The organism is uncultured Ruminococcus sp. (assembly GCF_937915125.1).
In the GTDB taxonomy this organism is placed as follows: Bacteria; Bacillota; Clostridia; order Oscillospirales; family Ruminococcaceae; genus Ruminococcus_C.
In genome coordinates this window covers 1-25,803 of the sequence record NZ_CALDMP010000080.1, presented here as the reverse complement: position 1 = coordinate 25,803, position 25,803 = coordinate 1, and the positions used below count along the sequence as shown (strand labels likewise).

21 protein-coding genes, 1 tRNA gene and 1 rRNA gene are annotated in these 25,803 nt (G+C 50.4%); 2 read left to right on the top strand and 21 right to left on the bottom strand.

Annotated features, from left to right (window positions below):
- Nucleotides 1–3: 3 nt before the first annotated feature.
- The 15 genes from atpH to malQ all read right to left on the bottom strand — a co-directional run bounded on the left by atpH (nt 4) and on the right by malQ (nt 18,843).
- Nucleotides 4–507, bottom strand: coding sequence for an ATP synthase F1 subunit delta (gene atpH / locus Q0418_RS08195; protein WP_298483648.1), 504 nt, complete (start codon nt 505–507; stop codon nt 4–6).
- A complete protein-coding gene (gene atpF, locus Q0418_RS08190; RefSeq protein WP_298483673.1) occupies nt 504–992 on the bottom strand; it encodes a F0F1 ATP synthase subunit B in 489 nt (162 codons plus the stop codon). The genes atpH and atpF overlap by 4 nt, the downstream gene beginning before the upstream one ends.
- A gap of 70 nt (nt 993–1,062) precedes the next feature.
- On the bottom strand, nt 1,063–1,278 hold the full coding sequence (gene atpE / locus Q0418_RS08185) for an ATP synthase F0 subunit C (RefSeq protein WP_295216255.1): 216 nt from the start codon (nt 1,276–1,278) through the stop codon (nt 1,063–1,065).
- 19 nt (nt 1,279–1,297) lie between these two features.
- Entirely contained in the window at nt 1,298–1,513 is a 216-nt protein-coding gene (gene atpE / locus Q0418_RS08180) for an ATP synthase F0 subunit C (RefSeq protein ID WP_295216251.1), read from the bottom strand.
- A gap of 46 nt (nt 1,514–1,559) precedes the next feature.
- On the bottom strand, nt 1,560–2,294 hold the full coding sequence (locus Q0418_RS08175) for a F0F1 ATP synthase subunit A (protein ID WP_298483647.1): 735 nt from the start codon (nt 2,292–2,294) through the stop codon (nt 1,560–1,562).
- Between the two features lie 427 nt (nt 2,295–2,721).
- Nucleotides 2,722–5,280: a cellulase family glycosylhydrolase gene (locus Q0418_RS08170; RefSeq protein ID WP_298483646.1), complete on the bottom strand. Its 2,559-nt coding sequence runs from the start codon at nt 5,278–5,280 to the stop codon at nt 2,722–2,724.
- Between the two features lie 285 nt (nt 5,281–5,565).
- On the bottom strand, nt 5,566–6,510 hold the full coding sequence (locus Q0418_RS08165) for an ROK family protein (protein ID WP_298483645.1): 945 nt from the start codon (nt 6,508–6,510) through the stop codon (nt 5,566–5,568).
- Nucleotides 6,511–6,527: 17 nt separating this feature from the next.
- Nucleotides 6,528–7,508: a type I phosphomannose isomerase catalytic subunit gene (locus Q0418_RS08160; protein ID WP_298483644.1), complete on the bottom strand. Its 981-nt coding sequence runs from the start codon at nt 7,506–7,508 to the stop codon at nt 6,528–6,530.
- 52 nt (nt 7,509–7,560) lie between these two features.
- Nucleotides 7,561–8,334: a GH25 family lysozyme gene (locus Q0418_RS08155; RefSeq protein ID WP_298483643.1), complete on the bottom strand. Its 774-nt coding sequence runs from the start codon at nt 8,332–8,334 to the stop codon at nt 7,561–7,563.
- The gene (locus tag Q0418_RS08150) at nt 8,331–10,538 is read right to left on the bottom strand and encodes a cellulose-binding protein (protein ID WP_298483642.1); all 2,208 of its coding nucleotides are present in this window, start codon (nt 10,536–10,538) and stop codon (nt 8,331–8,333) included. The genes Q0418_RS08155 and Q0418_RS08150 overlap by 4 nt, the downstream gene beginning before the upstream one ends.
- Nucleotides 10,539–11,176: 638 nt before the next feature.
- Nucleotides 11,177–12,613 carry an adenylosuccinate lyase gene (gene purB, locus Q0418_RS08145; protein WP_298483641.1) on the bottom strand — a complete coding sequence of 479 codons (1,437 nt, stop codon included), beginning with the start codon at nt 12,611–12,613 and terminating at the stop codon, nt 11,177–11,179.
- Between the two features lie 494 nt (nt 12,614–13,107).
- Nucleotides 13,108–14,409: a right-handed parallel beta-helix repeat-containing protein gene (locus Q0418_RS08140; protein ID WP_298483640.1), complete on the bottom strand. Its 1,302-nt coding sequence runs from the start codon at nt 14,407–14,409 to the stop codon at nt 13,108–13,110.
- Complete coding sequence (locus tag Q0418_RS08135; RefSeq protein ID WP_298483639.1) at nt 14,406–14,819, bottom strand: hypothetical protein; 414 nt, start codon at nt 14,817–14,819, stop codon at nt 14,406–14,408. The genes Q0418_RS08140 and Q0418_RS08135 overlap by 4 nt, the downstream gene beginning before the upstream one ends.
- 110 nt (nt 14,820–14,929) lie before the next feature.
- Entirely contained in the window at nt 14,930–17,275 is a 2,346-nt protein-coding gene (locus Q0418_RS08130; RefSeq protein ID WP_298483672.1) for a glycogen/starch/alpha-glucan phosphorylase, read from the bottom strand.
- Nucleotides 17,276–17,289: 14 nt separating this feature from the next.
- Nucleotides 17,290–18,843 carry a 4-alpha-glucanotransferase gene (gene malQ, locus Q0418_RS08125; RefSeq protein ID WP_298483638.1) on the bottom strand — a complete coding sequence of 518 codons (1,554 nt, stop codon included), beginning with the start codon at nt 18,841–18,843 and terminating at the stop codon, nt 17,290–17,292.
- Between the two features lie 168 nt (nt 18,844–19,011).
- On the opposite strand from malQ, the gene Q0418_RS08120 reads away from it, so the two are divergent.
- The gene (locus Q0418_RS08120; RefSeq protein WP_298483637.1) at nt 19,012–19,410 is read left to right on the top strand and encodes a putative ABC transporter permease; all 399 of its coding nucleotides are present in this window, start codon (nt 19,012–19,014) and stop codon (nt 19,408–19,410) included.
- Nucleotides 19,411–19,583: 173 nt separating this feature from the next.
- Nucleotides 19,584–19,766, top strand: a complete 183-nt coding sequence (locus tag Q0418_RS08115) for a hypothetical protein (protein WP_298483636.1) — start codon at nt 19,584–19,586, stop codon at nt 19,764–19,766.
- 461 nt (nt 19,767–20,227) lie between these two features.
- Here Q0418_RS08115 and htpG read toward each other — a convergent pair whose 3' ends face one another.
- From htpG to rrf, 6 genes are all read right to left on the bottom strand, one after another.
- A complete protein-coding gene (gene htpG, locus Q0418_RS08110) occupies nt 20,228–22,129 on the bottom strand; it encodes a molecular chaperone HtpG (protein WP_298483635.1) in 1,902 nt (633 codons plus the stop codon).
- A 238-nt stretch (nt 22,130–22,367) separates the two neighbouring features.
- A complete protein-coding gene (locus tag Q0418_RS08105; RefSeq protein ID WP_298483634.1) occupies nt 22,368–23,234 on the bottom strand; it encodes a dockerin type I repeat-containing protein in 867 nt (288 codons plus the stop codon).
- Between the two features lie 25 nt (nt 23,235–23,259).
- Nucleotides 23,260–24,423, bottom strand: coding sequence for a hypothetical protein (locus tag Q0418_RS08100; RefSeq protein ID WP_298483633.1), 1,164 nt, complete (start codon nt 24,421–24,423; stop codon nt 23,260–23,262).
- A gap of 236 nt (nt 24,424–24,659) precedes the next feature.
- Nucleotides 24,660–25,307 carry an HAD family phosphatase gene (locus tag Q0418_RS08095; RefSeq protein WP_298483632.1) on the bottom strand — a complete coding sequence of 216 codons (648 nt, stop codon included), beginning with the start codon at nt 25,305–25,307 and terminating at the stop codon, nt 24,660–24,662.
- A 227-nt stretch (nt 25,308–25,534) separates the two neighbouring features.
- Nucleotides 25,535–25,611: transfer RNA gene (locus Q0418_RS08090), tRNA-Ile, on the bottom strand.
- An 85-nt stretch (nt 25,612–25,696) separates the two neighbouring features.
- Nucleotides 25,697–25,803: ribosomal RNA gene (gene rrf, locus Q0418_RS08085) — 5S ribosomal RNA — on the bottom strand; the annotation flags it as partial.

Genomic DNA, 25,803 nt, shown 5'->3' with positions numbered 1-25,803 from the left:
CCCTCACCTCCGTATCAGGCTCTTCCGCATGGACTTCAGGGAAGAACGCACGCTTCTGTCATACGTTTCATCTCCCACATGCAGGATAAAGCCACCCAGCAGCGCCGGATTCTGCCGCAGCTCCAGCTGCACCTCCGGCTTGCCGGTTTTTGCGCAGATCATCTGCTTCATCGCCGACAGCTGCGCATCCGTCAGCGGCGTCACATATTCCAGCACGGCATGGGCACACTGCCTCTGCCGGCGTTCCAGTGCTTCATATTCCGAAAAAATATCCAACACGCTGTCGATCTGACCATTGCGGCAGACCACCTTCAGAAATGTCCGCAGGGCTTCGGGAAACACCCGGTCGATGACCCCGAACTTTTCCGTCTCAGGGATCGTGGGGTTGGACAGAGCGTCCGTCAGCTGGGGGCATGTTTCAAAGGCGTTTCTGGCATCCGGCACCGTCTCCGATGCCGCCGGCAGAGTCAGCAGCACTGTGGCATAGGATGTCACTGCCTGTTTCATTCGCCTGCCCCTTCCTCAGAAAGAAACGCATTTACCAGTTCCCGGTTCGTCTCGTCGTCCAGCTGCTTTTCCATGAGCTTCGACGCCGCTGCCAGCGCCAGATCGGCGATCTCGCCCTGTACACCTTCCAGGGTACGCTGACGTTCCCGCTCGATTTCCTTCTGCGCCTCTTTCAGCATGGTATCTGCCTGCTGCTGTGCCTGGGCAGTGATCTCACTGCTCTGTACGCTGGCATTCTGCCGTGCCGTGGTAATGATCTCTTTTGCTTCCTGCTTGGCATTGCGCAGGGTCTCTTCATAATTGCCCTTGAGCTGTTCTGCCTCTGCGGCGCTCTGCTTCGCCTGTTCCAGATCTGCCTGCACCATCTGGGCACGCTTTTCCAGAATGGCGTTCACTCTGCCGAACAAAAACTTTTTCAGAAAGAAAAACAGCACCAGGATATTGATCACGGAAAACAATATGGTCCAAATATCAAAATCTAACATATCCACATTCACAGCTTTCTCGCAGGAAAGCCGTGCTCCTTTCTCCTGGATTTTCAGAAAACGCCGTTTCTTATTTCATAATGATCATCATCAGTGCAATGACAAATCCATAAATTGCAGTAGCCTCTGCCAATGCACAACCCAGCAGCAGCGCCTTGTTAATTGCGCCGGCAGCCTCCGGCTGTCTTGCGATGGCTTCAGTAGCCTTTGCGGTTGCATGTCCAATTCCAAATCCAGCACCAATTCCGGTTAATACTGCAATAGCAGCTCCAATTGCGACACCCATTTTCTGTTCCTCCTCATACTTACTTCATGATAATCATCATGAGTGCAATAACAAAACCATAAATTGCGGTGGCTTCTGCCAGCGCACAGCCCAGCAGCAATGCCTTATTGATTGCGCCTGCCGCCTCCGGCTGTCTGGCGATGGCCTCTGTTGCTTTTGCCGTTGCGTTGCCGATTCCAAATCCTGCACCGATACCAGTCAATACTGCAATAGCAGCTCCGATTGCTGTTCCCATGGTAATTTCCTCCTCATACCATCCAAAATAACTGTTTGAAACGCCACTATACCTTTTGCGGCATGGGGGTTTCTTCTTCTGTTTCTATGCCCTCTGCCATAAATAGCGAGGTCAGGAAAACAAAGACATACGCCTGGATCAAGCCGTCAAAGACATCAAAATACATACTGAACACCATTGGGGCTATCAATCCACAGACATGTTCGATCAGCTTCATGACAACAAATGCACCCAGCACATTGCCGAACAGTCGCATGCAGAGCGAAAGCGGACGAATGGCAAGTTCCATGATATTGATTGGCAGCATGATCGGCATTGGCTTGAGAAAAGATTTGAAGAAACCACCCAACCCGCCTCTGGCACGAAATGTTGCCGCTTCGATCAATATAATGCTCATCACTGCAAGGGCTGCCGTCACATTGATGTCCTTTGTGGGCGGTTTGATGCCAAACCCGAACATACCGATCACGTTCGCAATCGCAAGATACAGGAACACCGTGCTCAGATATGGCACATATCGTCTGCCTGCCTTTCCCATATTGCCCTCAAAGAAATCGGTGACCCAGGTGACAGCGAATTCCACCAGTGCCTGTCCCTTTTTCGGAACAATTTCCATCTTCCGGGTCAGAACCAGTACCAGCACCATTACCACCGCCATGATGAACCAGGTGATCACCACAGATTCGCTGATGTGGATCGGCCCCAATAACGGCACGTCAAAGGGACTTGTCCACACGATATTGGTTTGCAGCTGTTCCTGCAGCTCTTCGCCCATTGTCATTTGCAACCACCACCTTTTCTTTCCGCCTATGGGGAAACCGGCGAAAAATTCGCTTGTCCCAGGCAGATCATCGGCATTTACGCCGTTGTTTCTATTATTATAAGCCCGAAAGGCGAAAAAGTCAATCTCTTTTCCATATGATTTCTATTAGATTATTCTGTCGATTTTTTGTATTTTTCACAGATTATCGGCATTTCCTCGAAAAATGTTAAGTATTCAACGCAAAAATTTGATTTTTTTAGGTGCATTTTATCCTTTTGATTGGAAAACAATGTTCCTTCCGGGCGTCTGTCAGTTTTCACAAAATTTACGTTTGGGAAAGTCGATTTTTTGCATATTGCAAAAATGCCGAACCTGCACAATGCAGATTCGGCATTTATGATTTGATATGGAAGAGTTATGGCGACAAAGCGTCACAAAGCTCTGATCAGCCGTTGGACGGGAGTGTATTTACCAGATGAACCAGGAACTTCAGCAAAATAATCGCATCGCTGCCGTCCAGGTCACCGCTTGCATTCACATCTGCATTCAGTCTCTGCTGATCATTGGGCGTCACCTGACCGGCTGCGATCTTGTTCAGCATAACGGAGTCTGTGATATCCACTCTGCTGTCCAGATTTACGTCACCGTAGAATGCATTGGGGTTGCCGCTTACAGTTGTAGTGGATGTGGTAGTTGTGGAAGCGGTGGTCTCTGTGGTTGTTTCAGTCGCCGTCGTTGTTGTAGTAGTTGTAGTTGTTGTTTCAGAAGTTGTTGTGGTTTCTGTTGTGGTGGTAGTTGTTTCACCACCCGGCAGACCAGAAACTGTGAACTCGATCTCGAGGATCTTGGTGAGAGAAATATCCTTGCCGTTAATGTCCTTGATGGAAGGTGATGTCCATGTGTTCAGGACATTGCGTCTCAGGCTGACACCATCGTTGCCATAGGTCAGAGAACCGTCTGTAGGACCGGTGTAAGCGATCTCTTCGCCATCCAGTGTGACCTTGTCAACAGTGAGTACTACGCCGCAGTCAGCCACACGGTCGGTGCCGTCATAGTCTTCCGGCAGGAACTGATATACATTGATATCAGAATCCAGGATCAGGCATTCGATTGAACCGGTGCCTTCCCCTTCCGGAAGAATATAGGATGCTGTATAGCTGCCGTTTCCGGTAACGGCTACCGGAATAACGCCGTCAGAATCTTTATCCCAGAACTGATATGTACCAGCCTGACCAGCGGGCCATACCCAGCCGTAAGGTTCAATATCGATATTTGTAGTTGCAGTCGTTTCTGTTGTGGTTTCAGAAGAATCCGTGGTAGCAGTTGTACCGGTGGTAGTTGTAGTGGTATCCGAGCTGGTGCCGGGATCATCGACATAGAAGAAGTTATCGAAAATAACAGTCACAGAATTCAAGTCAACTGTAACCGTATCACCGGTAGCAGCAGACCATGTCCACCAGTTCTGCAGTTTCAGATAATCCATATCCAATGTACCGGTAACGCTGCTGGTAACATTGCCGTCATCGTCTGTTTCCAGTACAAATTCATGCTCACCGGAGGGCATTTCAAAGGTCGTTGTGGTCTCATTCGGTCCAATGCTGTTATCCAGATATGCCCAGACATCTTCGCCGCTTGCATCCAGAACATTAAAGCTCATGTTGATGTCGCCGCTACACTGCGCCGAATTCTTTGCAGAAGTCATTTTATAGTCCACAACAACAGAGCTTACCTGGAGACCCAGTTCCTTATAGGGCTTCAGATCTACGTTCAGGTACGGTTTTCCCTTATCATCAATCTCTGTGATATCCGCACCCTGGAAAGTCACACGGTCCGTCTTTTCCTTACCCGGATCGGTAGAACCGCCGTTTGCGATCTTAGTAAAGATCGCCTGGATATTGCTGTCGAACCAGCTGAGTGTCTCACGGTTGAACAGCGTGATCGTTCCGGAATTAGAGTCATCCCATACAACAGGACAAATACCATCCATGCCATATGCTGTAGAAGCAACTGCTTCCAGGAACTTTTCAATGGATTCCTGATCCTTGTTATAAGGCGTGTTATTGATGCCATATTTATCTGCATTGCAGACACCATATTCACCGATTACAACGCCTACGCCATTATCTGTGAACTTGGTTTTCATCTTCTGGAAATCGTTTTCCAGAATCGTATAATCAGAAGATGTGCCCCATGTCTCACGATGACCCCAGGAAGATGTGGTATCTGCCACACAGAATGTGGAGGGCTCGTAATAATGCACAGATACTGCCAGCATGTTCGCAGAATCTGTGGGCATGGAAAAGCTGTCGGACAATGCCTTTGCGGTATTGTTGCTGTCTGCGGTGCAGATCAGCAGACGATCGGCATTATTGCCGCCAGAAGCACGGACTGTGTCCACAAATGCCTGGTTATAGGTCATGGCATCGCTTGTGGAGAAGCTGACTTCATTCATGCCTTCAAACACCAGATGTTCGTCATAATCCTTGAAATAATCTGCGATCTGAGTCCAGAGCTTCTTGAACTTGTTCAGCTGAGAGGTATCCTTCTGCCAGTCCTCATCGTGATGTGTATTGATGATCGCATACATGCCGTTATCAATACAATAATCTACGACTTCCTTTACTCTGGCGAGATATTCGTCACCAACGGTTCCGTCAAAGGCACTCATGCTTGCAGTACCGGACTTACCGGTCATGTCCCACCAGGTGACAGGAATGCGGACGGTGTTGAAACCGGACTTCTTGATCTCCTTGATCATGGATTCCGTAGTGACAGGGTTGCCCCAGGCGGTCTCAATTTTCGTCGGTGTCAGAGAGGAATCCCAGGTATTGGTGCTGTCCAGAGCATTTCCCAGGTTCCAGCCCAGACCCATATCCTCTACCAATTCAACGGCGGTCATGTCTGCTGCGGATGCAACAGATACGCCGGCAGCCAGTGCAGTGGTCATAGACACACCGACTGCTGTTGCGGTCACCGCACTGAGCAGTTTCTTCATAAACTTCATGGGTATCGAACTCCTTACTTAAAATATTACCTTTATTGTATCACTTTTTTTGCACGCTGTCAATAGATTTCGTTCTCACGGGTTTATACTTTTTGGGTAAAACAGCAAATTGAACAAATGCCACCATCTGAAATTGTGCACCATGTTAATTCCAAATGCACTTCACAAAAAATGTCACAAAATCTGAGACATACAAAAAACTGCTGCAAAACGGCAGTTTCCCACGCACGGACGGCATGGATTTCCACTGTCAGCAGCAGTTGTTTTTGAAAAATTGTATGTCGCTTATTCCTGTGCATTGCCCAGGAATGCTGCACCGATGATACCAGCGTCATTGCCCAGTTCTGCAATAACGATTTCCGTATTCTTCTCGGAATTCCGGGTGTAGACTTCACGCTTTACGATTTCCTTCATGGGAACCAGCAGCGGGTCGCCCTCGTTGCACACGCCGCCGCCAATGCAAAGTACATCCGGCTGGAAGATGTTGATGGTATTGGTGATGCCGGCTGCCAGATACTTGATGTAATCGTCCACTACCTGCTTTGCTGTTGCATCGCCGGCACGCATGTAGTTGAAGGCTGTCCGTGCAGAAATACGCTCCTCGTTCTTCATGGCGCTGTCCGGATTTGCTGCCAGTGCTTCCTTGGTCATGCGAACCAGACCGGTTGCGGAAGAGAATACCTCGAAGCAGCCCTTTCTGCCGCAGGTACACTGAGGGCCGTCCACAGCGATCACCGTATGACCAATCTCAGCGCCGCCGAAGTTGGAACCGCTGTAGATCTTGCCGTCAATGACAATACCGCCGCCTACACCAGTGCCCAGTGTAATGCAGACTGCATTCTTTGCGCCCTTTGCTGCACCGGCAACATATTCGCCGTAAGCTGCCGCATTGGCATCATTTTCAATGAAAGTGGGCTTGCCCAGTGCTGTTTCCAGATACTTCACCATGGGCGTATTGTGGAATCCCAGGTTGTTGGAATACTCGATAATGCCTGTAGCGCTGTTTGCCACGCCGGGTGTGCCCACGCCGATCCACTCAATCTGATCCATGGTCAGACCAGCCTTTTCCACAGCCTCCTGAGAAACCTTTGCCATATCTGCGGCGATCTCCTCTGCCGGACGGGGCAGATTGGTCTTGACGCTTGCCTTTGTGAGAATCTCATAGTTCTCGTTTACCACGCCGGCAACGATATTCGTTCCGCCCAGATCAATTCCAATGTAATACTTCATAAGTCATATTCCTCCTTTTATTTCAAACGGACAGGCTTGTCCATTCTCGTCACGATAAACTGACAATTCCCCGTAACCTCATATTTCCCCAGGCATGCCGGGAACAGTACGCTGTCACCTTTGCTGATTTTCGCTGTACCGGAAGCCGTTTTCAGAACCCCTTCGCCAGTCAGCACCAACAAATGGTGGAATGTCTCTTCCCCTACGAAAAATGCCGCTGTTTCCGACACATTTACCACATCTGAGGCGAAATAATCGCACGCCTCCAGTTTTCGCACCGTACCGCCGGAAATATTCTGTTCCGGATACTGCACCGTGGGTGCCGTGGGACAGAGATTTGTGACATCCAGCGCCTTTTCCACATGCAGCGGCCGCAGCTTGCCGTCTGCACCTCGTCTGCCGTAGTCATACACCCGGTAAGTCGTGTTGGAATTCTGCTGGATCTCTGCCAGCAGGATGCCTGCGCCGATGGCATGAAGGGTGCCGGATGGGATAAAGTACAATTCACCGGGCTTCACTTCCACCCGGTTGAGAATTTCCGTCAGGGTCTGGTTTTCGATACGCCGGGCAAATTCTTCCTTGGAGACATTCTGATTCACGCCATAATACAGCGCCGCACCTGGCATACAGTCCACAATATACCACATTTCCGTCTTGCCCGGCTCGCCCTCTGCCGCCATGGCATAGGCATCGTCTGGATGCACCTGGATGGACAGATCCTGCTTGGCGTCAATGAGCTTGATGAGCACTGGAACGGTATCGCATCCGGCGCAGTTTGTACCGAGAAAAGCTGTGCCGTGTTTGTCTACATATTCCTGTAGATCCAGTCCGGCATCTGCACCGGAGCGCAGAATGCTGCTGCCGTCCTTGTGGCACGCCAGTTCCCAGCTTTCTGCAATTTTATCGGCATCGCTCACCTTTCCGAACTCCTCCCGCAGACGATTTCCGCCCCAGAGATAGTCCTTGCAGATGCCCTGTAGAAAAATCGGTTCAATCATATCCGTTATCCTTTCTGTTGGTATTATCACTCATCCACCGTGACTTTCTCCGTCAAAACGCCCTCAACCCGAACATCTCCCGGAATTCCTCCAGGCTGCCCCGATACACATTTAAATCAATATGTGTCTGATAGCCGTCATAGCCCTCCAGCATACCGGAATCCGTGTACTGCCAGAATGTCCAGTCAGAATATGGCTCATAATAATAGTTGCTGAGCCAGATGGGGTAATCATCAGCGAAATACCGCACATAATTGCGGTATGTGTTGGGCGCCGCATAGAGAATGGGCTTCACGCCGTAGTGTTCCTCCAGCAAGTCCAGCATTTCCTGCAAGTTCTCCCGTGTGGTATCCTTGTCCGGTTCCGTCTCCAGGGACGGATATAGTTCCACATCAATGACAGGCGGCAGGGTGTTTTCCGTCACCGGCACTGTGCGGATGAAATTCTCTGCCTGTTCCGCACCGCTGTCCTCAAACCGGAAAAAGTGATATGCGCCTACATAGACCGGTGCATCTTTTGCGCTCTCCCAGTTCAGCAAAAACTGGGTGTCACAGTGGTCGATACCCTCTGTCGCCTTGATGAATGCAAAGGTGATCCCCTGGGACACCAGAGCATCCCAGTCCACATTGCCCTGGTAATAGGACACATCCACACCGCGCACCGGATAGGTCTCCTCGTCCGGCACATCCGGTGCCTGCCGCCCGGTACTGGTGAGAAAAATGTGCAGCAGCCTGCCGCCTACTATCACTCCCACAACAATGCACACCAGCAATGTCAGGGTCACGATCCAGCGCAGAATATATTTTCCATAGCGTCTCGTTCTCACTTGGCAATATCACCCATTACAATTCCGCGCCCGTCTGTGGCAAAATACACTCTGCCATAGACATTGCTGTCGCCGGTGATATACTTGGGATTCAAGTTGCCGAACAGGTGCTGGTCGTCATTGATGCGCACCCAGCTCTCGCCCTTGTCTTCGGACTTATAAATGCCGTAGCCATTTGTGCCGTCATTGCCCTCTGCATAGATCACCGGATAATGCTTCTCATCCTTTGCCTTGCCGAAGCCGATGCTGTCCACAGTGGGAAGTGTTTTCACAGTCTGGAAGCTTTCTCCGGCATCCTCCGTGTACATGATCAGGGTGCTGCTGGACAGCCACACATGGCCTTCCTTTCCAAAAACAGAGACCGGCTCTGCAGAATCCGCTACCATCTGTCCCGTGGATTCGAAGGTCAGACCGCCGTCCTTGGATACATAGAACAGCCCATCGCAAGTTGCATAATAGATCTTCGGGTTCACACGGTCTGCCGTGATCTTTGCATTATAGCCCAGACCTTCTACATAATACCAGGTCTCACCGAAATCCGTGGTGACATAAGGCGTTCCGGAAATACTGTTTGGAATCCAGATAAAGGAACTGCCGTCTGCCGCCATTGCCACCTGACCGCCATTGGCGGGATCGGGCTTGTGTTTCACCGACTCCCAGGCTTTGCCGCCGTCCTTGGTATAGGTCAGGGTGGTGGTCTTTTCTTCGCTGGTATACACTGCAATATTGGGATCCATAAATGCACAATCCAGATCTGTGGGCTTGCCATTCTTCATAAAGTGGGCATCATCCGGGCATTTCGTCACATCCATATGGGCAAAGCCTGTGAGGTCGCCCATGATGGAATACAGCTGGGGCGAATCACCGCTTTCGTTTGCCGGCGGTGCAAGCATCTTGAACACTGCCGTCTCCTCAAGCCCGTATGCATCAAAGGCAATACGCACCGGCTCTGTGCCGATTTTTGTCATATTGGTGGTGGAATAAATGGTGGCACCGGTGCCGTACATCACTTCATCAGAATTGAAGGGGTTGATGTTGACATCAGCTACCCACCATCCGGTCTTTGCCTGATTTTCACCCCGTCCCCAGTCCAGCCAGGATGCCTCAGCGGTGTCCATCTGATAGCCCGTTTCGCTGGTGTTGTTATTGAACAAACCGCTCCAGGTCTTGCCGCCGTCGGTGGTATAATACAGATTATCCCCGTTATCCGACCACCAGCCCAGGGTAGAAACCACAACGGTGTCGGGATTCTGTGCATCCACCGAAATACCGCCAAAGCCGCCCTGTCTGCCGTCATTCAGATTTGGCGTGATATCCGTAAAGCTGTCCGATGCCGGGTCATAGCAGTACACTGCCCCTGCTGTGGGTGACATATTGGGGCCGCAGTTGTCAGAATATGCCAGATAGAGTTTTCCATTGGAGGAAAAGTCCGCATGGAGGGGGTACATACCCTTGGCGTTTTCCACCAGAGGTGTCCAGGTACTGCCGCCGTCAGCGGTTTTATAGATGCACACACCGTCTGTCATGGCAACACCCACATACATATCCTCAGAAGTGGGATCGAATTCCACCCACATGATACCGATGCTGTTGCTCTCCTGCTTATAGTTGCCCTTCACCGGGAAGGAAGTCACTTCCTCCCAGCTTTCGCCGTAATTTTCAGTTTTCCAGAGACCGCTGTCCCGGGAGCCGAACCATACTTCTTGATTGTTTTTAGGATTAACGGACATACGCTCGCCGCAGCCACGACCGGACTGGTTGCCGCCGCAGCTGAAAGGTGCATCAAACCGTGTCCAGGTCTCGCCGTAGTCCTCCGATGCAAACAGTGCGCCCGGATCGTTCATATATGTACCGCCGGCGAAATACACCCGATTGGGTTCCACCGGGTCGGTTGCCATGCTCTCAATGCCGATATAGCTCCACTCGTCCGAGCCGAGGAAATCCGTCAAAGGCACCCAGTTTCCGTCCTTCTGGCGGCGGTACAGACCGCCGATATCCGTTCTGGCATAGACCAGTCCCTCTTCCTTGGGATTATACTCCATGCCGGTGACATAACCGCCGCCGCCGATGGCAACGTTGCTCCAGGTATAGTCTGCGGATGTACTGCCCTCTCCGCCGGTGCTGCTGCAGCCTGTGCCGCAGAGCATGGCTGCGCTGAGCAGCAACGCCGAGACCCGCGCCCCGAGATGTCCTTGCTTCTTCATATGTGTTCCTCCTGTATTGCATTGCAGATCGCCCGACCGCAAATATTCTCTTAGTATAATCATACCCGAAAATCGGGAAATAGTCAATATGTGTTTGACAATTCTTTTGAAAAATATTGTAAGGCAACACCGCACAAAGAGCGCCTGACGGCTTTGCACGTCATATGCTTGCATATTTTCCGTCATATTTCACAAAAATGCTCGTGAATACACAAAGTATTCACTGCGCTTTTTGTTTCATCTGACGAAAAATCTGACATAGTTTATGCTCGTAGAGTACATCTGACGCACAATCTTTGTGCGGTATTGCCGTAAGTTTTCAGGCGATTTCTTTTTCGGGCTGTAAGGATGTGCTTTTTGCAGCTCTGATCTTCGGTAAATTATCCCACAAATATGCCTGTCCGACCTGCAATAGAATGCACTGCGTATAAAAATGAACCCTACAGAGTTGCAGCTCTGTGGGGTTCTGCCGTAAATAAAGGCACTTGTATCTTTTCAATTCAGTCTGATAACCTCTCCACCATTGCTGCGCAATGGTCCCCCTCCCCTTTCAGGGGAGGCAAATCAGGCTCCCCTGAAAGGGGATCTGGCACGGCGTAGCCGTGACTGAGGGGTTAAAACCTATACTGTGCAAAAACTCAGTTCTTCATCTCAAAATGCTCGCCCAGCATTTCTTTGTTGGCATCCAGAATGGGCTGGATGCACTCTGCTACGAATTCCTCGGTCTGCTGAGAACTGCGTCCGGTGAAGTTCTCCGGCTGCAGGATGGCGTCCAGTTCTTCCTTGGTAATCATAAAGTCGGGGTCGGCGAGGATCATATCGCACAGGTCGTTCTCCAGACCCTCTTCCTTTACGTGCTTTCCGGCGATCATGGAATATTCCCGGATCTTCTCGTGGAGTGCCTGACGGTCGCCGCCCTTCTTTACGGCATCCATCATGATATTTTCCGTTGCCATAAAGGGCAGCTCCCGCATGATGCGCTGGCGGATCATCTTGGGATAAACCACCAGACCATCAGTCACATTCAGCATGATATTCAGGATCGCATCCACTGCCAGGAATGCCTCCGGTACGGAAACACGCTTGTTTGCGGAATCGTCCAGTGTACGCTCAAACCACTGGGTACCTGCGGTGAATGCCGGGTTCAGGCTGTCGATCATGACATAGCGTGACAGGGATGTGATACGCTCACAGCGCATGGGGTTGCGCTTGTATGCCATAGCCGAGGAACCGATCTGGGTCTTTTCGAAGGGCTCTTCCATTTCCTTGAAGCTCTGGAGCAGACGCATGTCATTGGAGAACTTGCTGCAGGACTGGGCAATGCCGCTGAGAGTCGCCAGGATCTGAGAGTCGATCTTTCTGGAATAGGTCTGACCGGAAACCGGCACAACGCCGTCGAAGCCCATTTCTGCTGCGATTTTCTGTTCCAGCGTCTTGACCTTATCGGTATCTCCCTCGAACAGTTCCATAAAGGATGCCTGGGTGCCGGTGGTTCCCTTGGAGCCCAGCAACTTCAGGTTGTCAATACGATATTCCAGCTCCTGAAGATCCATGAGCAGTTCGTTCATCCACAGGGTAGCACGCTTGCCCACTGTAGTCAGCTGTGCCGGCTGGAGATGGGTATATGCCAGCGCCGGCATGTCCTTGTATGTCAGGGCGAACTTCGACAGATTTGCCAGAACATTGATGAGCTTCCGGCGGACGATCTGCATGGCGTCACGCATCACGATAATATCCGTGTTATCGCCTACATAGCAGGAAGTTGCACCCAGGTGGATGATGCCCTTTGCACCCGGGCAAACCTGACCATAGGCGTATACGTGGGACATTACGTCATGGCGGCGGCGTTTTTCCTCTGCTTCGGCAACGTCATAGTCAATGTTGTCGATATTGGCTTCCAGCTCGTCCACCTGTGCCTGTGTCACCGGCAGACCCAACTCCATCTCGGCACGTGCAAGTGCCACCCAGAGACGGCGCCAGGTGGTGAATTTCTTATCTGCGGAGAAAACATGCTGCATTTCCTCGCTGGCATAGCGAGTGCAGAACGGACTTTCATAGCTTGTGGTATTGCGCATAATTTCGTACCTCTTTCCGATTTTTTCGATTTGGTAAACCAGCGTATATTGGTATTATAACACATTTCGGCAGAGATGGCAAGGGTTTGTGTGAGAATTGGGATAGGTTCGAGGCGAACGCAGTTCGTCCCTGCAATTTCGTAGATCACTTGATTTGCAAGTAAAATTCAAGCATTCCTCTTGCAATCCTGTATAATATAAGTAACGAGAGCACACCGAAAGGCGGTCGGCTCCCATTTTAGAAATGCTATGAAAATAGCCGCCTAAGTTGGACGCCGGGGCGGCTATTTCCGTTTATTGCTATTTTGCAGAATTATGATAATCTGGCAAACGACACGATTCCTGTAGGGGCGAACATTGTTCTCCCCTACAGGAATCGTTGTATTTTCAACCGGGAACACGGGCGACCAATGGCCGCCCTACAAATTCTATTCATAACACAAAAGCAGTCAAAGCGCACCTGAAAATGCGCCATGACTGCTTTTTATTTTGCATTACTGCATGGTATAACGCTCCAAATTATACTGTTCCTCCGTCGCCGCAAACAGACTGCCGTCCTCGTAAGCAATCCAGTTATCCCACACGGTTGCGGTATTATACCAGCCATCCAGCAGATACATGGGTCTGCCGCCGGGATTTTCCGCAATATCCATGTACATCCGGTTGCCGTAGACCTGGGCGTCAAAGCCCCAGCCGTCCACCAGGACATGCATCTGTATCGCAGCCGTAATATTCCCGCAGCCGTTCCGATAACCCACGTTATCCCGGATCACGCAGTCATTGCCCTGGATATCCACAAAGCTGTCTGCATAATTTTCCCCAGACATACCCGTGCCGTCAAAGATGCACTCCGCCACAACAGTACCGGTGGTATATTCCTTGATATCCACATGCTCCGCACCCACATTGGGTCCCAACCGGCAGCCCATAATGGTGTTGTAATCGCAGGAATATCCATAGCCCGAGGTACTTTTGGCACTGCCCACATAGACCGCCTCGCCGTATGCCGGCGTGACAGTTCCCGTGTCGTGGACATAGCAGTCCTCTGCAGTGCAGTAGGAGCTGTCGTCCCGGAAGTGAATGCCCTCAGAGCCGATGTCATACACCTCGCATCGTGTGATGCGGCTGTAATTGGAATTGTCCAGCATAATACCCTTCTGCCCGGTGCTGATTTTCAAGTCCTGCACCTGCCACCAGTCCCCGGTGAGATAGAGCACATAATGGGATGCCGCATCCGTGCCGCAGAGCAATGCCGGATGTTCCGGGTCAGCACTGCGAATGGTAATGGGCTGTTCCGCCGTACCCTCCGCCCCGGAATAGAACAGAGAGCCTTTGGGTCCGGCAGATTCGCTCAGCTGATAGATACCCTCCGCCAGGACAATATCATCGCCCGGCTGGGCATCCGCCAGCGCCTGGAGCAGTTGGTCGGTATCCGATACTTCCACAAGCCGCACTGCCCCTTGGGGTGTAGTTGTTGTCACCGTTGTTTCTTCGGTAGTTTCCGCTGTGGTTTCTGTGGTTATCTCTGTCGTAGTTTCCGTTGTGGTTTCTGCCGTGGTTTCTGTAGTATCCGTTTGCGTGGTCACAGCCGCCTGCCGTGCCAGTGCCAGATCAAAGCCGTTGAGGATACCATCGCCGTTCTGGTCATAGGAACGGTCAGCACCGCCTTTTCCCAGCAGATGGGCGGACAAAACTGCCACAGGCTCTGCCGGTGTCTCTGCAAAAGCAGCCCATACAGGGAGTGCTGTGCCAAATAGTGCTGCTGCGCAGCAAAGTCCCAGGAATTTCTTGTTCATACCGTCTCCTTTTCCCCAATGGCGGCGTCTTCTTTTGACAACACTTCAGAATACGCAGATACGTTCTGACAGGTGGAATCCACATAAGCCAGGAATACTGCCGCAGAAAGCACCAGCACAGCCCCATGCAGATACAATGCCGCCGCCATAAAGGTATCCGACAGCAAACCGCCCAGCTGGGTCACTGCCGTCATCACTGCCGCAACGGCAAATGCAATGGCATAAGCGGTACACAGTGCACCGGCGGCACGCTGCCATTGTTCCATGGCATAGAGCCGATTTCCGTCCGGCGTCACTGCGTTTCCTGCCAGCAGAAAGCGCCACGGCTTTTTTCCAAAAAGCTTCACAGCAAACACCGTATCTGCTGCGGCAAACAAGCTAAACAGCAAAAATGCGATCCAAGAACCCATGTGGTTTTCCTCCTGTTCTTTTTTATCATAGGCAGTGCCCTCCACCGCCTTCGGCGTCCCCCTCTCCTTTCAGAGGAGGCCAGGGGAACAACGTACTACAGGGGTTATTTTCAGACCTCCACCGCCTGAATATCCCAGATATTTTCTGCGTAATCCGCAATGGTTCTGTCGGAGCTGAACTTTCCGGCATTGCATACATTGAGCCACTGCTTCTTAGCAAATGCCGTGCGGTCACAGTAATCCTGATTGCAGCGGAGCTTTGCCTCCACGTAGGATTCCAGATCGCCCAGCAGATAATAGTGATCCGGTGCGTGCCAGCTTGCGCCGTCCAGCAATGCATAATACAGTTCCCGGAAATCACCGCTGCCGCCGTCAGAGAATGTACCGTCAATGAGCGTCTCTACGACCCGGCGGATCTTTTCATTTTCGGCAAAGATCTTCCGGCTGTCGTAGGTAGGCACGATCTTTTCCAGATCCTCCACTCTTGCGCCGAAGATATAGTTGTTCTCCTCGCCTGCCTCCTGGACGATCTCAATATTTGCACCGTCATAGGTACCCAGTGTCACAGCACCGTTGAGCATCAGCTTCATGTTACCCGTACCAGATGCTTCTGTGCCGGCAGTGGAGATCTGCTCGGAAACATCTGCCCCAGCCACCAGCTTTTCTGCATAGGAAACATTATAGTTGGACACAAAGACCACTTTCAGCTTGTCAGAAACCTCCGGGTCAGAGGAAACCAGCTTGCCCACCTCGTGGATAAACTTGATGATCGCCTTTGCCCGGCGATAGCCCGGCGCAGACTTTGCGCCGAACAGGAATGTGGTAGGCGTAAAGTCCTTGATGCTGCCGTCCTTCAGTCCGAAGTAAATATACAGGATGGAGAACGCATTGAGCAGCTGCCGCTTGTATTCATGGAGACGCTTGATCTGGATATCAAAGATGGACGCCGGGTCGATCTCCACACCCTCTGCCTTGGCAATATAGGCTGCCAGCTGTTCCTTTTTGGTCTGCTTGATGGAGACGAAACGCTCCAGCACTGCCTTGTCGTCTGCATATTTTGCCAGGGGCTTCAGGGCATCCAGATTGACTTTCCACTCGTCAGAACCGCAAAGCTCTGTCAGCAGGGCAGACAGTTCCGGATTGCACAGTGCCAGCCACCGGCGCTGGGTGATGCCGTTGGTCTTGTTCTGGAACCGTTCCGGATAAATGCTGTACCAGTCTTTCAGCACGGAATCCTTCAGAATTTCCGTATGAATCGCTGCAACACCGTTGGTATGTGCACCCACATAGACAGCCATGTGCGCCATGTGTACCATACCGTTCTGTACCAGCTTCATGGCATCCCGCTTCTCCTTCGCCACGCCCAGGCGGTACATATCGTTCATGAACTGCTCCTGAATACGAAGGATAATGGCATAGACCTCCGGCAGCAGTTCCTCCACCAGGTGGCAGTCCCACTTCTCCAGTGCCTCCGGCATAACGGTGTGGTTGGTGTAGTGGAAAATCTTCTGCGCCATAGCGAACGCCTGCTCAAAGGTGTAACCGTTTTCCGGCATTGTCAGCAGACGAATCAGCTCCGGGATAGAAATTACCGGGTGTGTATCGTTCAGCTGCACTGCCAGCTTGTCTGCCAGATTATCCAGGGTACCATAGGTTGCCTTATGCTTTTTCAGGATGTTCTGCAAGGATGCAGAACAGAAGAAATACTGTTGTTTCAGGCGGAGTTTCTTTCCCTCCCAGGTGTCGTCATTGGGATACAGCACACGGGAGATATCCTCAGCATAAACCGTTTCGGCCGCTGCCTCCAGATACTTCTGGCGGTTGAACAGATCGAAGTCAAAGGTCTGTACCGGTTCTGCCTGCCACAGACGCAGCGTGCCGATGTGACTTGTCTTGCAGCCGATAATGGGCATGTCATAGGGCACGGCACGGACGGTCTGGCCGTTGTATTTTACCAGAACTGCGTCCTCTTCCCGGCGCACCGACCAGGCATCGCCGTATTTCATCCAATCATCTGGGACTTCCTTCTGGAAGCCGTCCTCGAAGTACTGCTTGAACAGACCGTATTTATAGCGGATGCCATAGCCGTCCAAAGGCAGATTCAATGTAGCGGCGCTGTCCAGAAAACAAGCCGCAAGCCGTCCCAGACCGCCGTTGCCCAGCGCAGCATCTTCAATGACTTCCAGATCTGCCAGCGAAACGCCCAGCTCTGCAAATGCCGCCTCGGCTTCTTTCATCACATCCAGCACCAGCAGGTTGTTATAAACGGCACGTCCCACCAGAAATTCCATGGAAAAATAGCAGGCACGGCGTGATGCTTCGTGGGCCTTGGTACTCTTTGTCCAGTCCTCTGCGATGGCAGCCATAACCGTCTCGCCCAGTGCCTGGTGCAGCTGCTGGGGTGTTGCGGTTTTGGGATCCACGCCGTGGAGTGCACTGCAAATGCCGTTCTTCATCTGTTCCTTTGTCATCATGATTTCTTCTCCCTTTTTCCTGTAATTGCAGCCTTCCGTGCTGCTTTTTTGATTCTCTTCGGCTTCGGGTCCTCCGGAAGCCGGTTGTATAATTCATTGAGCTGATAGATCCGCTTTGCAAGCCGCGGCGTAAAGTCGCTGGTCACAGTGCGGTACTGCCAGTTGCCCCCGGTAGTAGACGGCGTATTCATACGTCCCTCCGTACCTGCATCCAGGAAATCCTGCATCTGTGCCACAGCAAGCTTTGCCGTACTGCTCCAGGTGATCCGGAGCATTTCCGCCGGCAGATCCACGGTATTCCGACAGTGGAGATAGCGCTTTGCAAAGGCAATGGTCTTTGCCGGCGAACCGTGGATCCATCCCCGCAGGGTCATATTGTCATGGGTGCCCGTATAGGCAACACAATTTGTGGTAGCATAATTCTGGGGCAGATAGTCGCTCTTGGGGTCGCCGTCAAAGGCAAACTGGGTGACTTTCATGCCCGGATAGCCGCAGTCCTCCAGGAGCTTGCGCACTTCCGGAGTCACAAAGCCCAGATCCTCGGCAATGATGGAGATTTCTCCCAGTTCCTTTTTCACTGCATCAAACAGCGCCATTCCCGGTCCGGGGAGCCACTCGCCCACTTCAGCAGTGGTCTTGCCATAGGGCACGGCGTAATAGCTCTCAAAGCCCCGGAAGTGGTCGATACGCACGGTATCATAAAGCGTTGCCGCACTTCTGAGCCGCTCTGTCCACCAGGCGAATTTGGTTTTCTTGTGATATTCCCAGTCATACAGGGGATTGCCCCAGAGCTGTCCTGTGGGAGAAAAGACATCCGGTGGACATCCCGCCACTGCGGTGGGCACATGCTCCTCATCCAGCTGGAACAATTCCGGCTGAGACCAGACCTCTACGCTGTCATACGCCACGTAAATGGGAATATCTCCCACAATGGAGATGCCCTTCTGGTTACAGTATGCTTTCAGCGCATCCCACTGCTGATAGAACCAGTATTGCAGTACGCTGTAAAAGGCGATATCCTCAGCGTATTTTTCTCTTGCCTGCTCCAGCGCCTTTTCCTCACGCATGGCAAGGGGTTCTTCCCACTGATTCCAGGGCTTTCCGTGATGGGCATCTTTCAATGCCATAAACAGGGCATATTCCGGCAGCCACGAAGCATGGGTCTTGCAGAATACCTGATAATCCTCGTCTGTCTGCTTAAACCGGGAAAATGCTGTGCGGAGCACATGGAAACAATAGGTATACACCCGGGCGTAATCCACTCGCCGAGGGTCATCCCCCCAGGTGATGCCGCTGTAGTCGGGCGGTGCCAGATAGCCTGCCCGTTCCAGCCGTTGGAAGTCAATAAAATAGGGATTTCCGGCGTGTACCGAAAAAGACTGGTACGGAGAATCCCCATAGCTGGTGGGTGACAGGGGCAGGATCTGCCATACCTGGACACCGCACTCTGCCAGAAAATCAGCAAACACATATGCCGCATCCCCCAGCTTGCCGATACCAAAATCTGAGGGCAGACTGGAGATATGCATTAAAATTCCGCTTTTTCGCATGGATCATGATTCCTCCTTAGAATAGACAGCATTTTTTGCCGCCTGTATATTTTTCGTTCCTCTGCACAGGATAAGAGAAGCAATGTAGGGACGAATATGGTTCGCCCGGACCTCCCGTCCCATTATGCATTTCACATGTAAAAATTCTCTCAGAGAGAGGTGACACCAATGCACGCCAAACCCTATGAACTGTGCTGGTTTTTTCTGCTGGGCTGTTTTGTCTACAGTATGCTGGAAATTCTCTTCCGGGGCTTTACCCACTGGACCATGGCGCTCACCGGCGGCGTGGCAGCCGTAGCGCTGTATCTGCTCCATGCCGCCGCACCGCCCCGAACGCTACTGCTACAATGTCTCTGCGGTGCGCTCCTGATCACAGCCCTGGAATTCACCGTAGGTGTATTCGACAACATGGTCATGGACTGGCACGTCTGGGATTACAGCAATATGCCCCTGAATCTGTACGGACAGATCTGCCTGCCTTTTACGGGTCTGTGGTTTTTTCTCTGCATCCCGGCGTTCGGCATCTGCCATATTGTTTCCAGGCGGTTTCAAAAGCAGAGAGGATAGCCCTTTTGTCCTATGCAACTATCCTTATTATAGCATACTCCCATTTTTTTCGCAAGGGATTTTACAAAATAAGAACAGTATTTCGTATGAAATAATACGTTTCAATAATAATATAGACACATTTATAGTGCTATGCCGTAACATGCTGCAAAATGTAATTTGGGAGAACCCCTATGACAGATTATGAAGAGTTATACTATGCGTCCCAGCGAAAGCTGACGCACACCATACAGGTGCTGGAACAGGAGCTGTCACGTCTGAAAGCATTCCAATGCCGCTGCGAGGAGCAAGTGCTCCTGTCCGACCTGGAGCTGACACGGAATCCGATGCAGTCCCCGGAACAGCCGGAAAAATAGCAAATGCCCCATAGGATTTACCCATAGGACATTGTAGAGGGCGGACTGTTTTTATCTGTTAAGACGATTTCCGTGAATCCGCCGCACGGAAATCAATTTTTAAATTATATGCTGTGAAATGAATCATTTTATGTAGGGGCGAACATTGTTCGCCCGCCAAAAATCCAGGCAAACCGCAACGGGCGACCAATGGTCGCCCCTACAATAATCCATATTTTACAAAAATTGATTTCCGTGAATCCTTAAAATAGCTCTTGACAATTCCTTCGAATTAGGGTATAATAAGAATGAAATGTAAGTATCTCCAAACAGGTTCACAAAGACGAATCCCCGCAGAGCTGCCACTCTGCGGGGATTTTTTACACCCTTTTCCCTTTGCCTTACAAAAAAACCACCGCCGCAAAAGTCTCCCTCCGCGGCGGTGATCTATAATCTATCTTCTCTTTTTCAATGAATCAGCATTACATCAGATCGCAGATCCGGTTGGAGAATGCCACCGGATCCTCAATGGGCATACCTGCAATGAGCAGTGCCTGATCATACAGCAGCTTTGCATAGTCGTCCATCTTGTCGGAACCGGACGCCTGCAGATCCATCAGAGTCTGGTAAATGGCGTGCTCCGGATTGATCTCCAATACTGTATTGGCTTTCAGCTTTTCACCCTCGCTGCCCGGCATTGCGTTCAGGGTCTTTGCCATTTCCATGGACAGATCGCCCTGGCTGGACAGGCAGACCGGATGGGATTTCAGCCGACCGGACAGCTTGACGCTGCCGACCTTGCCGTCCAGTGCCTTCTGAACTGCCTCCAGCATATCCTTGCTGGATTCCTGCTTTTCTTCCAGTTCCTTTTTCTCTTCCTCTGTCTCCAGATCCAGATTGCTGTCCAGTACCGACTGGAATTCCTTTTCCTGATAATTCTGCATCATGCGGATAGCGAACTCATCCACATTTTCGGTAAAGTACAGGATCTCATAGCCCTTTTCCTTCACCTGTTCTGTCTGGGGCAGCAGTTCAATACGAGCAACGCTCTCGCCGGTTGCATAGTAGATCTTATCCTGACCCTCCGGCATCCGGTCAATGTACTCCTGAAGGGAAGTCAGCTTGCCGTCCTTGGACGACGGGAACAGCAGCAGATCCTGAAGCAGCTCCTTGTGCATACCATAATCGGAATAGATGCCGTACTTCAGCTGGAGACCGAAGGACTGGTAGAACTGCTCGTACTTCTCCCGGTCGTTCTTCATCATGCGCTTCAGTTCGTTCTTAATGGTACGCTCAATGCTCCGTGCGATCTGGCGCAGCTGGGCATCATGCTGTAACATTTCTCGGGAAATATTCAGAGACAGATCCTCGGAATCCACCAGACCCTTGACAAAGCTGAAATAATCCGGCAGCAGATCCTCGCAGCGATCCATGATCAGCACGCCGTTTGCGTACAGCTGCAAGCCTTTTTCATAGTCCTTGCTGTAATAATTGAACGGTGCATGGGACGGAATGTACAGCAGTGCATCATAGGTAATAGTCCCCTCGTTGCGCACGTGCATATGACACAGGGGATCGGTATAGTCGCCGCACTTATCTTTATAGAAGCTGTTATACTCTTCCTCGCCGATCTCGTTCTTATTCTTGTGCCACAGAGGAACCATGCTGTTGAGGGTAACGTTTTCGATGTAATCCTCATACTCGTCGGAATCCTCTTTCTTGCGGCTCTTTGTCATATCCATTGTAATGGGGAAGCGGATATAATCGCTATACCGCTTTACCAGGCTCTGGATACGGTACTGGTCGAGGAATTCGCTGTAATTCTCACCGCCATTGCCGTCCTCGTCAGCGTCCACATCGTCCAGCAGCTCCAGGATAATTTCCGTACCCACGGTATCCTTGTCGCAGGTATCCATGGTATAGCCCTCAACGCCCTCGGACTGCCATTCATAGCCCTGTGTCTCGCCGAATGCCAGGGACTTCACGGTCACACGCTTTGCCACCATAAATGCAGAGTAGAAGCCTACGCCGAACTGACCAATGATCTGGTTGTCATCGGACAGGCTGTTCTCCTTCTTGAACTGGAGAGAACCGCTGTTTGCAATGGTACCCAGGTGCTCTTCCATTTCCGCCTTGGTCATACCGATGCCGTTATCCGTAATGGTCAGCGTCCGGGCATCCTTGTCAATGGCAAGGCGAATGCCGAAATCGGACTTGTTCATGCCCACGCTGTCATCCGTCAAGGAGCGGAAATACAGCTTGTCAATGGCATCGCTGGCGTTGGAGATCAGCTCCCGGAGGAAAATCTCCTTATGGGTATAGATCGAATGAATCATCATGTCCAGCAGACGCTTGGACTCTGCCTGAAATTGTTTCTGTTCCATCTCTTTTTCTCCGTGCCCCACCGGGCACGACTCCTTTCTGCAATGTTGCAAGAGAATGCGCTATTAGCACTCTCTTTATTTAAGTGCTAACACTATTATAACACGTCTGCTAAGTTCGTCAAGCGAAAATCCAGATTGTTTACACTTTATTTACAAAGTAAAGCGGAGCATCTCCGAAGATCTGCTCCGCTCCATAGATCAAGTGTTGTAATTTTCAAAACAACATTCGTTCCGCTTCTCAGCCGGTATAAGGCAGGGTGCCTACCAGATGCACCAGAAATTTCAGCAATGTAAGGGCATCCTCAGCACCGAATTCGCCGTCACTGTTGCAGTCTGCCACGGCAAACTGACTGTCGCTGAGGCTCACACTGCCGTTTGCCATTTTGGTCATGAGTACAGCGTCAGTAATGTCTACTTTGCCGTCCAGGTTGATGTCGCCCACCGCTGTACCGCCGACAGGAGTAGCAGTCGTTGTGTCAGTTTCTTCGGGAGTAGCAGTTGTCGTAATCGGTCCTTCTATCGAGGTTTCATAATAAAGCACATATTCCAAAGTAGAGGGGTCTCCGCCGACTACCTGATCCCAGCCCCAGTCATAGGTCATTCCGTCCACATAGATCATCTGGGAGCGGAACATATTGTTTACCCAATAGCAGGACTCAGAATCATGATTTGTTCCCAACAAAAAATCCTTGTTGTTATCCACAGCATCCACCAGCACAGAATTCACGCCGCTGTAATAGGTTGCCGGATAGACATCGCCATTTTCATCGGTATCCATCTGCGCAGAAAAGTACCCGATCCATTCCGCATTCTGGCGCACCAGAACGATTGCAGTATCCACTTGTTCCATTGTCTGGAATCCATAAACTGCATAATAATCACTGTATGTGTAATCTTCTTTTGCAGTCAGTTCGCCGTCAAATTCATACCGCCAGGAAGTGAAATACCCTGCAATGGACGCTTCCACCAGTTCCTTTTGAGAATCGCTGACGCATTGGGGATAATCTGCGAGGTTGGTTTCTGCAAATACTGTCATGGCGCTTGTGGCGCTGATTGTCAATGCAAATGCAGTCACCATTGATATTATCCTTTTTGTTCCTTTCATAAAAATCATCCTTTCTAGTATAAATTCAGGTTCCAGGTGCAAACACATACGAGTAAGTATCGCACCATCGTGTAAATGACTTGTTACCATAAGCACTATATTGTGGTGTACCTTCAGCTGCATAAACAAAGCCATCACCTGTAGAAGATGTTGCATTATTATATAGCACCTCAACAGGTTCTGGAAAATTCGAATCAACAACCGTATAAATCGCAGTATTTCCCGTCCCACACGACACACCACTAATAATCATAAGATGTTTACCACCAGAGCCACTCATAGTAATAAGAACAGGATTATCCCAATATAATTCGGTAAATAACTCTGTTGTAGTCATTGTTGCCCTTGTGGCTGTAACATCAGAAATGGAACTATGGCTTGAACCCACATACGAATCTAATAAGCCATAACATCTCAACCCTTGTTTTATATAAACAGGATATCCTAATGGTACCGTTGATGATGCACCAGTTGCATTAATTACTGTTTGATTTACATCAACAGCATCGACATATCCACCATCACCTTCATACAAGCCATTCATATAATTATATTTGGCTGCTATTGCAGCTGCCCAACAAAGACCGCCATTGATACTCACATTTGGGACAACTTCCACAGGGCAACTTGCCGAAAGACCTGTTGATGAAAATGAATTTGCGATATTGTCATGTGTCTGGTCTAACGAGTTCAATGAAATGTTGGAAGTTTCAATTTCATTTGCATTTACAACTTCTGATGAATCAACACCATAGAATGAAGAACCATCGTAAATCAATGTTTCATCATTGTAACGACCTAATGCAACTTCATCACCATCTTCGTATGCTTCTTGAACTACAGTAAAATCTCCACTTCTAAACGATGAATAAAAATTACCCTCAATCTGTTCTAAGTACAGCAAACCAATTACATCATCACCATAGTAGGTGATGTATTCACACGCATATTCAGTGCCGTCTTCGAAATTGTAAAAAGGAATCGCATCACTTAGAGAAACATCTTCCATAGACGCATATTGAGTATCACTAAGATATGCACTTAACGCATCATCAACATATGCAATCTCCGCATTCCCAGCCTCTTCCGCTGCCAACACATAATCGGTATACTGCAAAGAACCCACAGCAACAAAACCAACTGCTATTACACCTGACACCAGACATTTCCATTTTTTCGACTGAATCATATTGATTGACCTCCTTGTTTTTTTGTACTGCGCAATACTTACTTTGTAATTATAGCATACCCTATTTCATCGAATTTGTCAATTGATAAAACAAACAAATTCCACACAGTTATTTTTACATCGGAGTGTCGAAAAAAATCGAATCAACCATTAATTATATTATATGTGATTTTTATAAACTTGTCAATAGTTAAATTTCACAAAATTCAACAAATTGTTTTGCGCAAATAGCCACATCACTCCCCAAACTTTTCCAAAAACTGCCGCACATCCAGCAACGTTTTCTGCACCGTCACGACCATCTGCCGCAGTTCCAGATTGGGCGCAATCTGATCCGGCACCATAATGACACGCATTTTCGCCCCGGAAGCGCTGCGGATCCCGTTGGGCGAATCCTCCACCGCATAGGTAAGCGCCGGCTCGGTGCCCAGTTCCCGGCACGCCGTCTCATAAATTTCCGGATCCGGCTTGCCGTGCTCCACCTGTTCCCCTGTGATAATTGCTTCAAAATATTCTGTCATTTTTGCTGACTCCAGGTGATGCATGGTGCTCTCCCGTCCAGTAGAGGTTGCCAGTGCGATTTTCCACTCCTGTTCTTTCAGCCAGTCTAGCAACTCATAGGCACCCGGCTTCACCGGCATACCATCCGCCAGCATCTCCGCCATAATGGCATGGTTCCGCTGGTGAAACGCCGGATAGTCGAAGTCCGGGAAATGCGCCGCAAAAAATGCCGCCGTATCCCTGCGGTTCAGTCCCCGACAACCAGCCACCGCCTTGTCGATTCCGGCAAACCCCATCTCCTCAGCCGCACGCCGCCACGCCTGATCCCCTACACGCTCCGTGTCAAAGAGCACACCGTCCATGTCAAATACAATTGCTTTCATTGGTTCCCTCCTGGAATTTTTGTTAGTTTCATTGTAGCATGGAAATTGAATGGTGTCAAGTTAGCGTCATATGTTATCCGGTAAGATTGTACCAATGTAGGGGCGAACATTGTTCGCCCGCTGGGTTGCTTTCAAATTTTTTTGGCGAACGCAGTTTACCCCCACACTAGCCGCTAATGCAAAAAGAACTGCCGCATCAAAATACAGACGCAGCAGTTCTCATAAATTGGTGGGCCATCGGGGACTCGAACCCAGGACCGACCGGTTATGAGCCGGTAGCTCTAACCAACTGAGCTAATGGCCCGGAAGCGGGGCGTGGGGATAAACCTGTAAGCACCACAAACGGAAAAACAAAAGGCGCAATCCAAAAGATTGCGCCCAGTAAAAAGAGCCGGCATTGACCAATTTTCCCAGGTCGAGATGACCAAGTATCGTAGGCGCAAAAGAGCTTAACTTCCGTGTTCGGAATGGGAACGGGTGGAACCTCTTTGCCATA

Excerpts from the sequence above, each read along its gene's own strand:
- Q0418_RS08150 (WP_298483642.1), bottom strand. The coding sequence starts at position 10,538 with ATGAAGAAGCAAGGACATCTCGGGGCGCGGGTCTCGGCGTTGCTGCTC.
- Q0418_RS08130 (WP_298483672.1), bottom strand. The coding sequence starts at position 17,275 with ATGAAGAACGGCATTTGCAGTGCACTCCACGGCGTGGATCCCAAAACC.
- Q0418_RS08160 (WP_298483644.1), bottom strand. The coding sequence starts at position 7,508 with ATGATTGAACCGATTTTTCTACAGGGCATCTGCAAGGACTATCTCTGG.
- Q0418_RS08135 (WP_298483639.1), bottom strand. The coding sequence starts at position 14,819 with ATGGGTTCTTGGATCGCATTTTTGCTGTTTAGCTTGTTTGCCGCAGCA.
- Q0418_RS08140 (WP_298483640.1), bottom strand. The coding sequence starts at position 14,409 with ATGAACAAGAAATTCCTGGGACTTTGCTGCGCAGCAGCACTATTTGGC.
- atpF (WP_298483673.1), bottom strand. The coding sequence starts at position 992 with ATGTTAGATTTTGATATTTGGACCATATTGTTTTCCGTGATCAATATC.
- atpE (WP_295216251.1), bottom strand. The coding sequence starts at position 1,513 with ATGGGAACAGCAATCGGAGCTGCTATTGCAGTATTGACTGGTATCGGT.
- Q0418_RS08175 (WP_298483647.1), bottom strand. The coding sequence starts at position 2,294 with ATGACAATGGGCGAAGAGCTGCAGGAACAGCTGCAAACCAATATCGTG.
- Q0418_RS08100 (WP_298483633.1), bottom strand. The coding sequence starts at position 24,423 with ATGATTCAGTCGAAAAAATGGAAATGTCTGGTGTCAGGTGTAATAGCA.
- Q0418_RS08120 (WP_298483637.1), top strand. The coding sequence starts at position 19,012 with ATGCACGCCAAACCCTATGAACTGTGCTGGTTTTTTCTGCTGGGCTGT.
- Q0418_RS08105 (WP_298483634.1), bottom strand. The coding sequence starts at position 23,234 with ATGAAAGGAACAAAAAGGATAATATCAATGGTGACTGCATTTGCATTG.
- Q0418_RS08165 (WP_298483645.1), bottom strand. The coding sequence starts at position 6,510 with ATGAAGTATTACATTGGAATTGATCTGGGCGGAACGAATATCGTTGCC.
- atpE (WP_295216255.1), bottom strand. The coding sequence starts at position 1,278 with ATGGGTGTCGCAATTGGAGCTGCTATTGCAGTATTAACCGGAATTGGT.
- Q0418_RS08115 (WP_298483636.1), top strand. The coding sequence starts at position 19,584 with ATGACAGATTATGAAGAGTTATACTATGCGTCCCAGCGAAAGCTGACG.
- htpG (WP_298483635.1), bottom strand. The coding sequence starts at position 22,129 with ATGGAACAGAAACAATTTCAGGCAGAGTCCAAGCGTCTGCTGGACATG.
- malQ (WP_298483638.1), bottom strand. The coding sequence starts at position 18,843 with ATGCGAAAAAGCGGAATTTTAATGCATATCTCCAGTCTGCCCTCAGAT.
- Q0418_RS08170 (WP_298483646.1), bottom strand. The coding sequence starts at position 5,280 with ATGAAGTTTATGAAGAAACTGCTCAGTGCGGTGACCGCAACAGCAGTC.
- purB (WP_298483641.1), bottom strand. The coding sequence starts at position 12,613 with ATGCGCAATACCACAAGCTATGAAAGTCCGTTCTGCACTCGCTATGCC.
- Q0418_RS08095 (WP_298483632.1), bottom strand. The coding sequence starts at position 25,307 with ATGAAAGCAATTGTATTTGACATGGACGGTGTGCTCTTTGACACGGAG.
- atpH (WP_298483648.1), bottom strand. The coding sequence starts at position 507 with ATGAAACAGGCAGTGACATCCTATGCCACAGTGCTGCTGACTCTGCCG.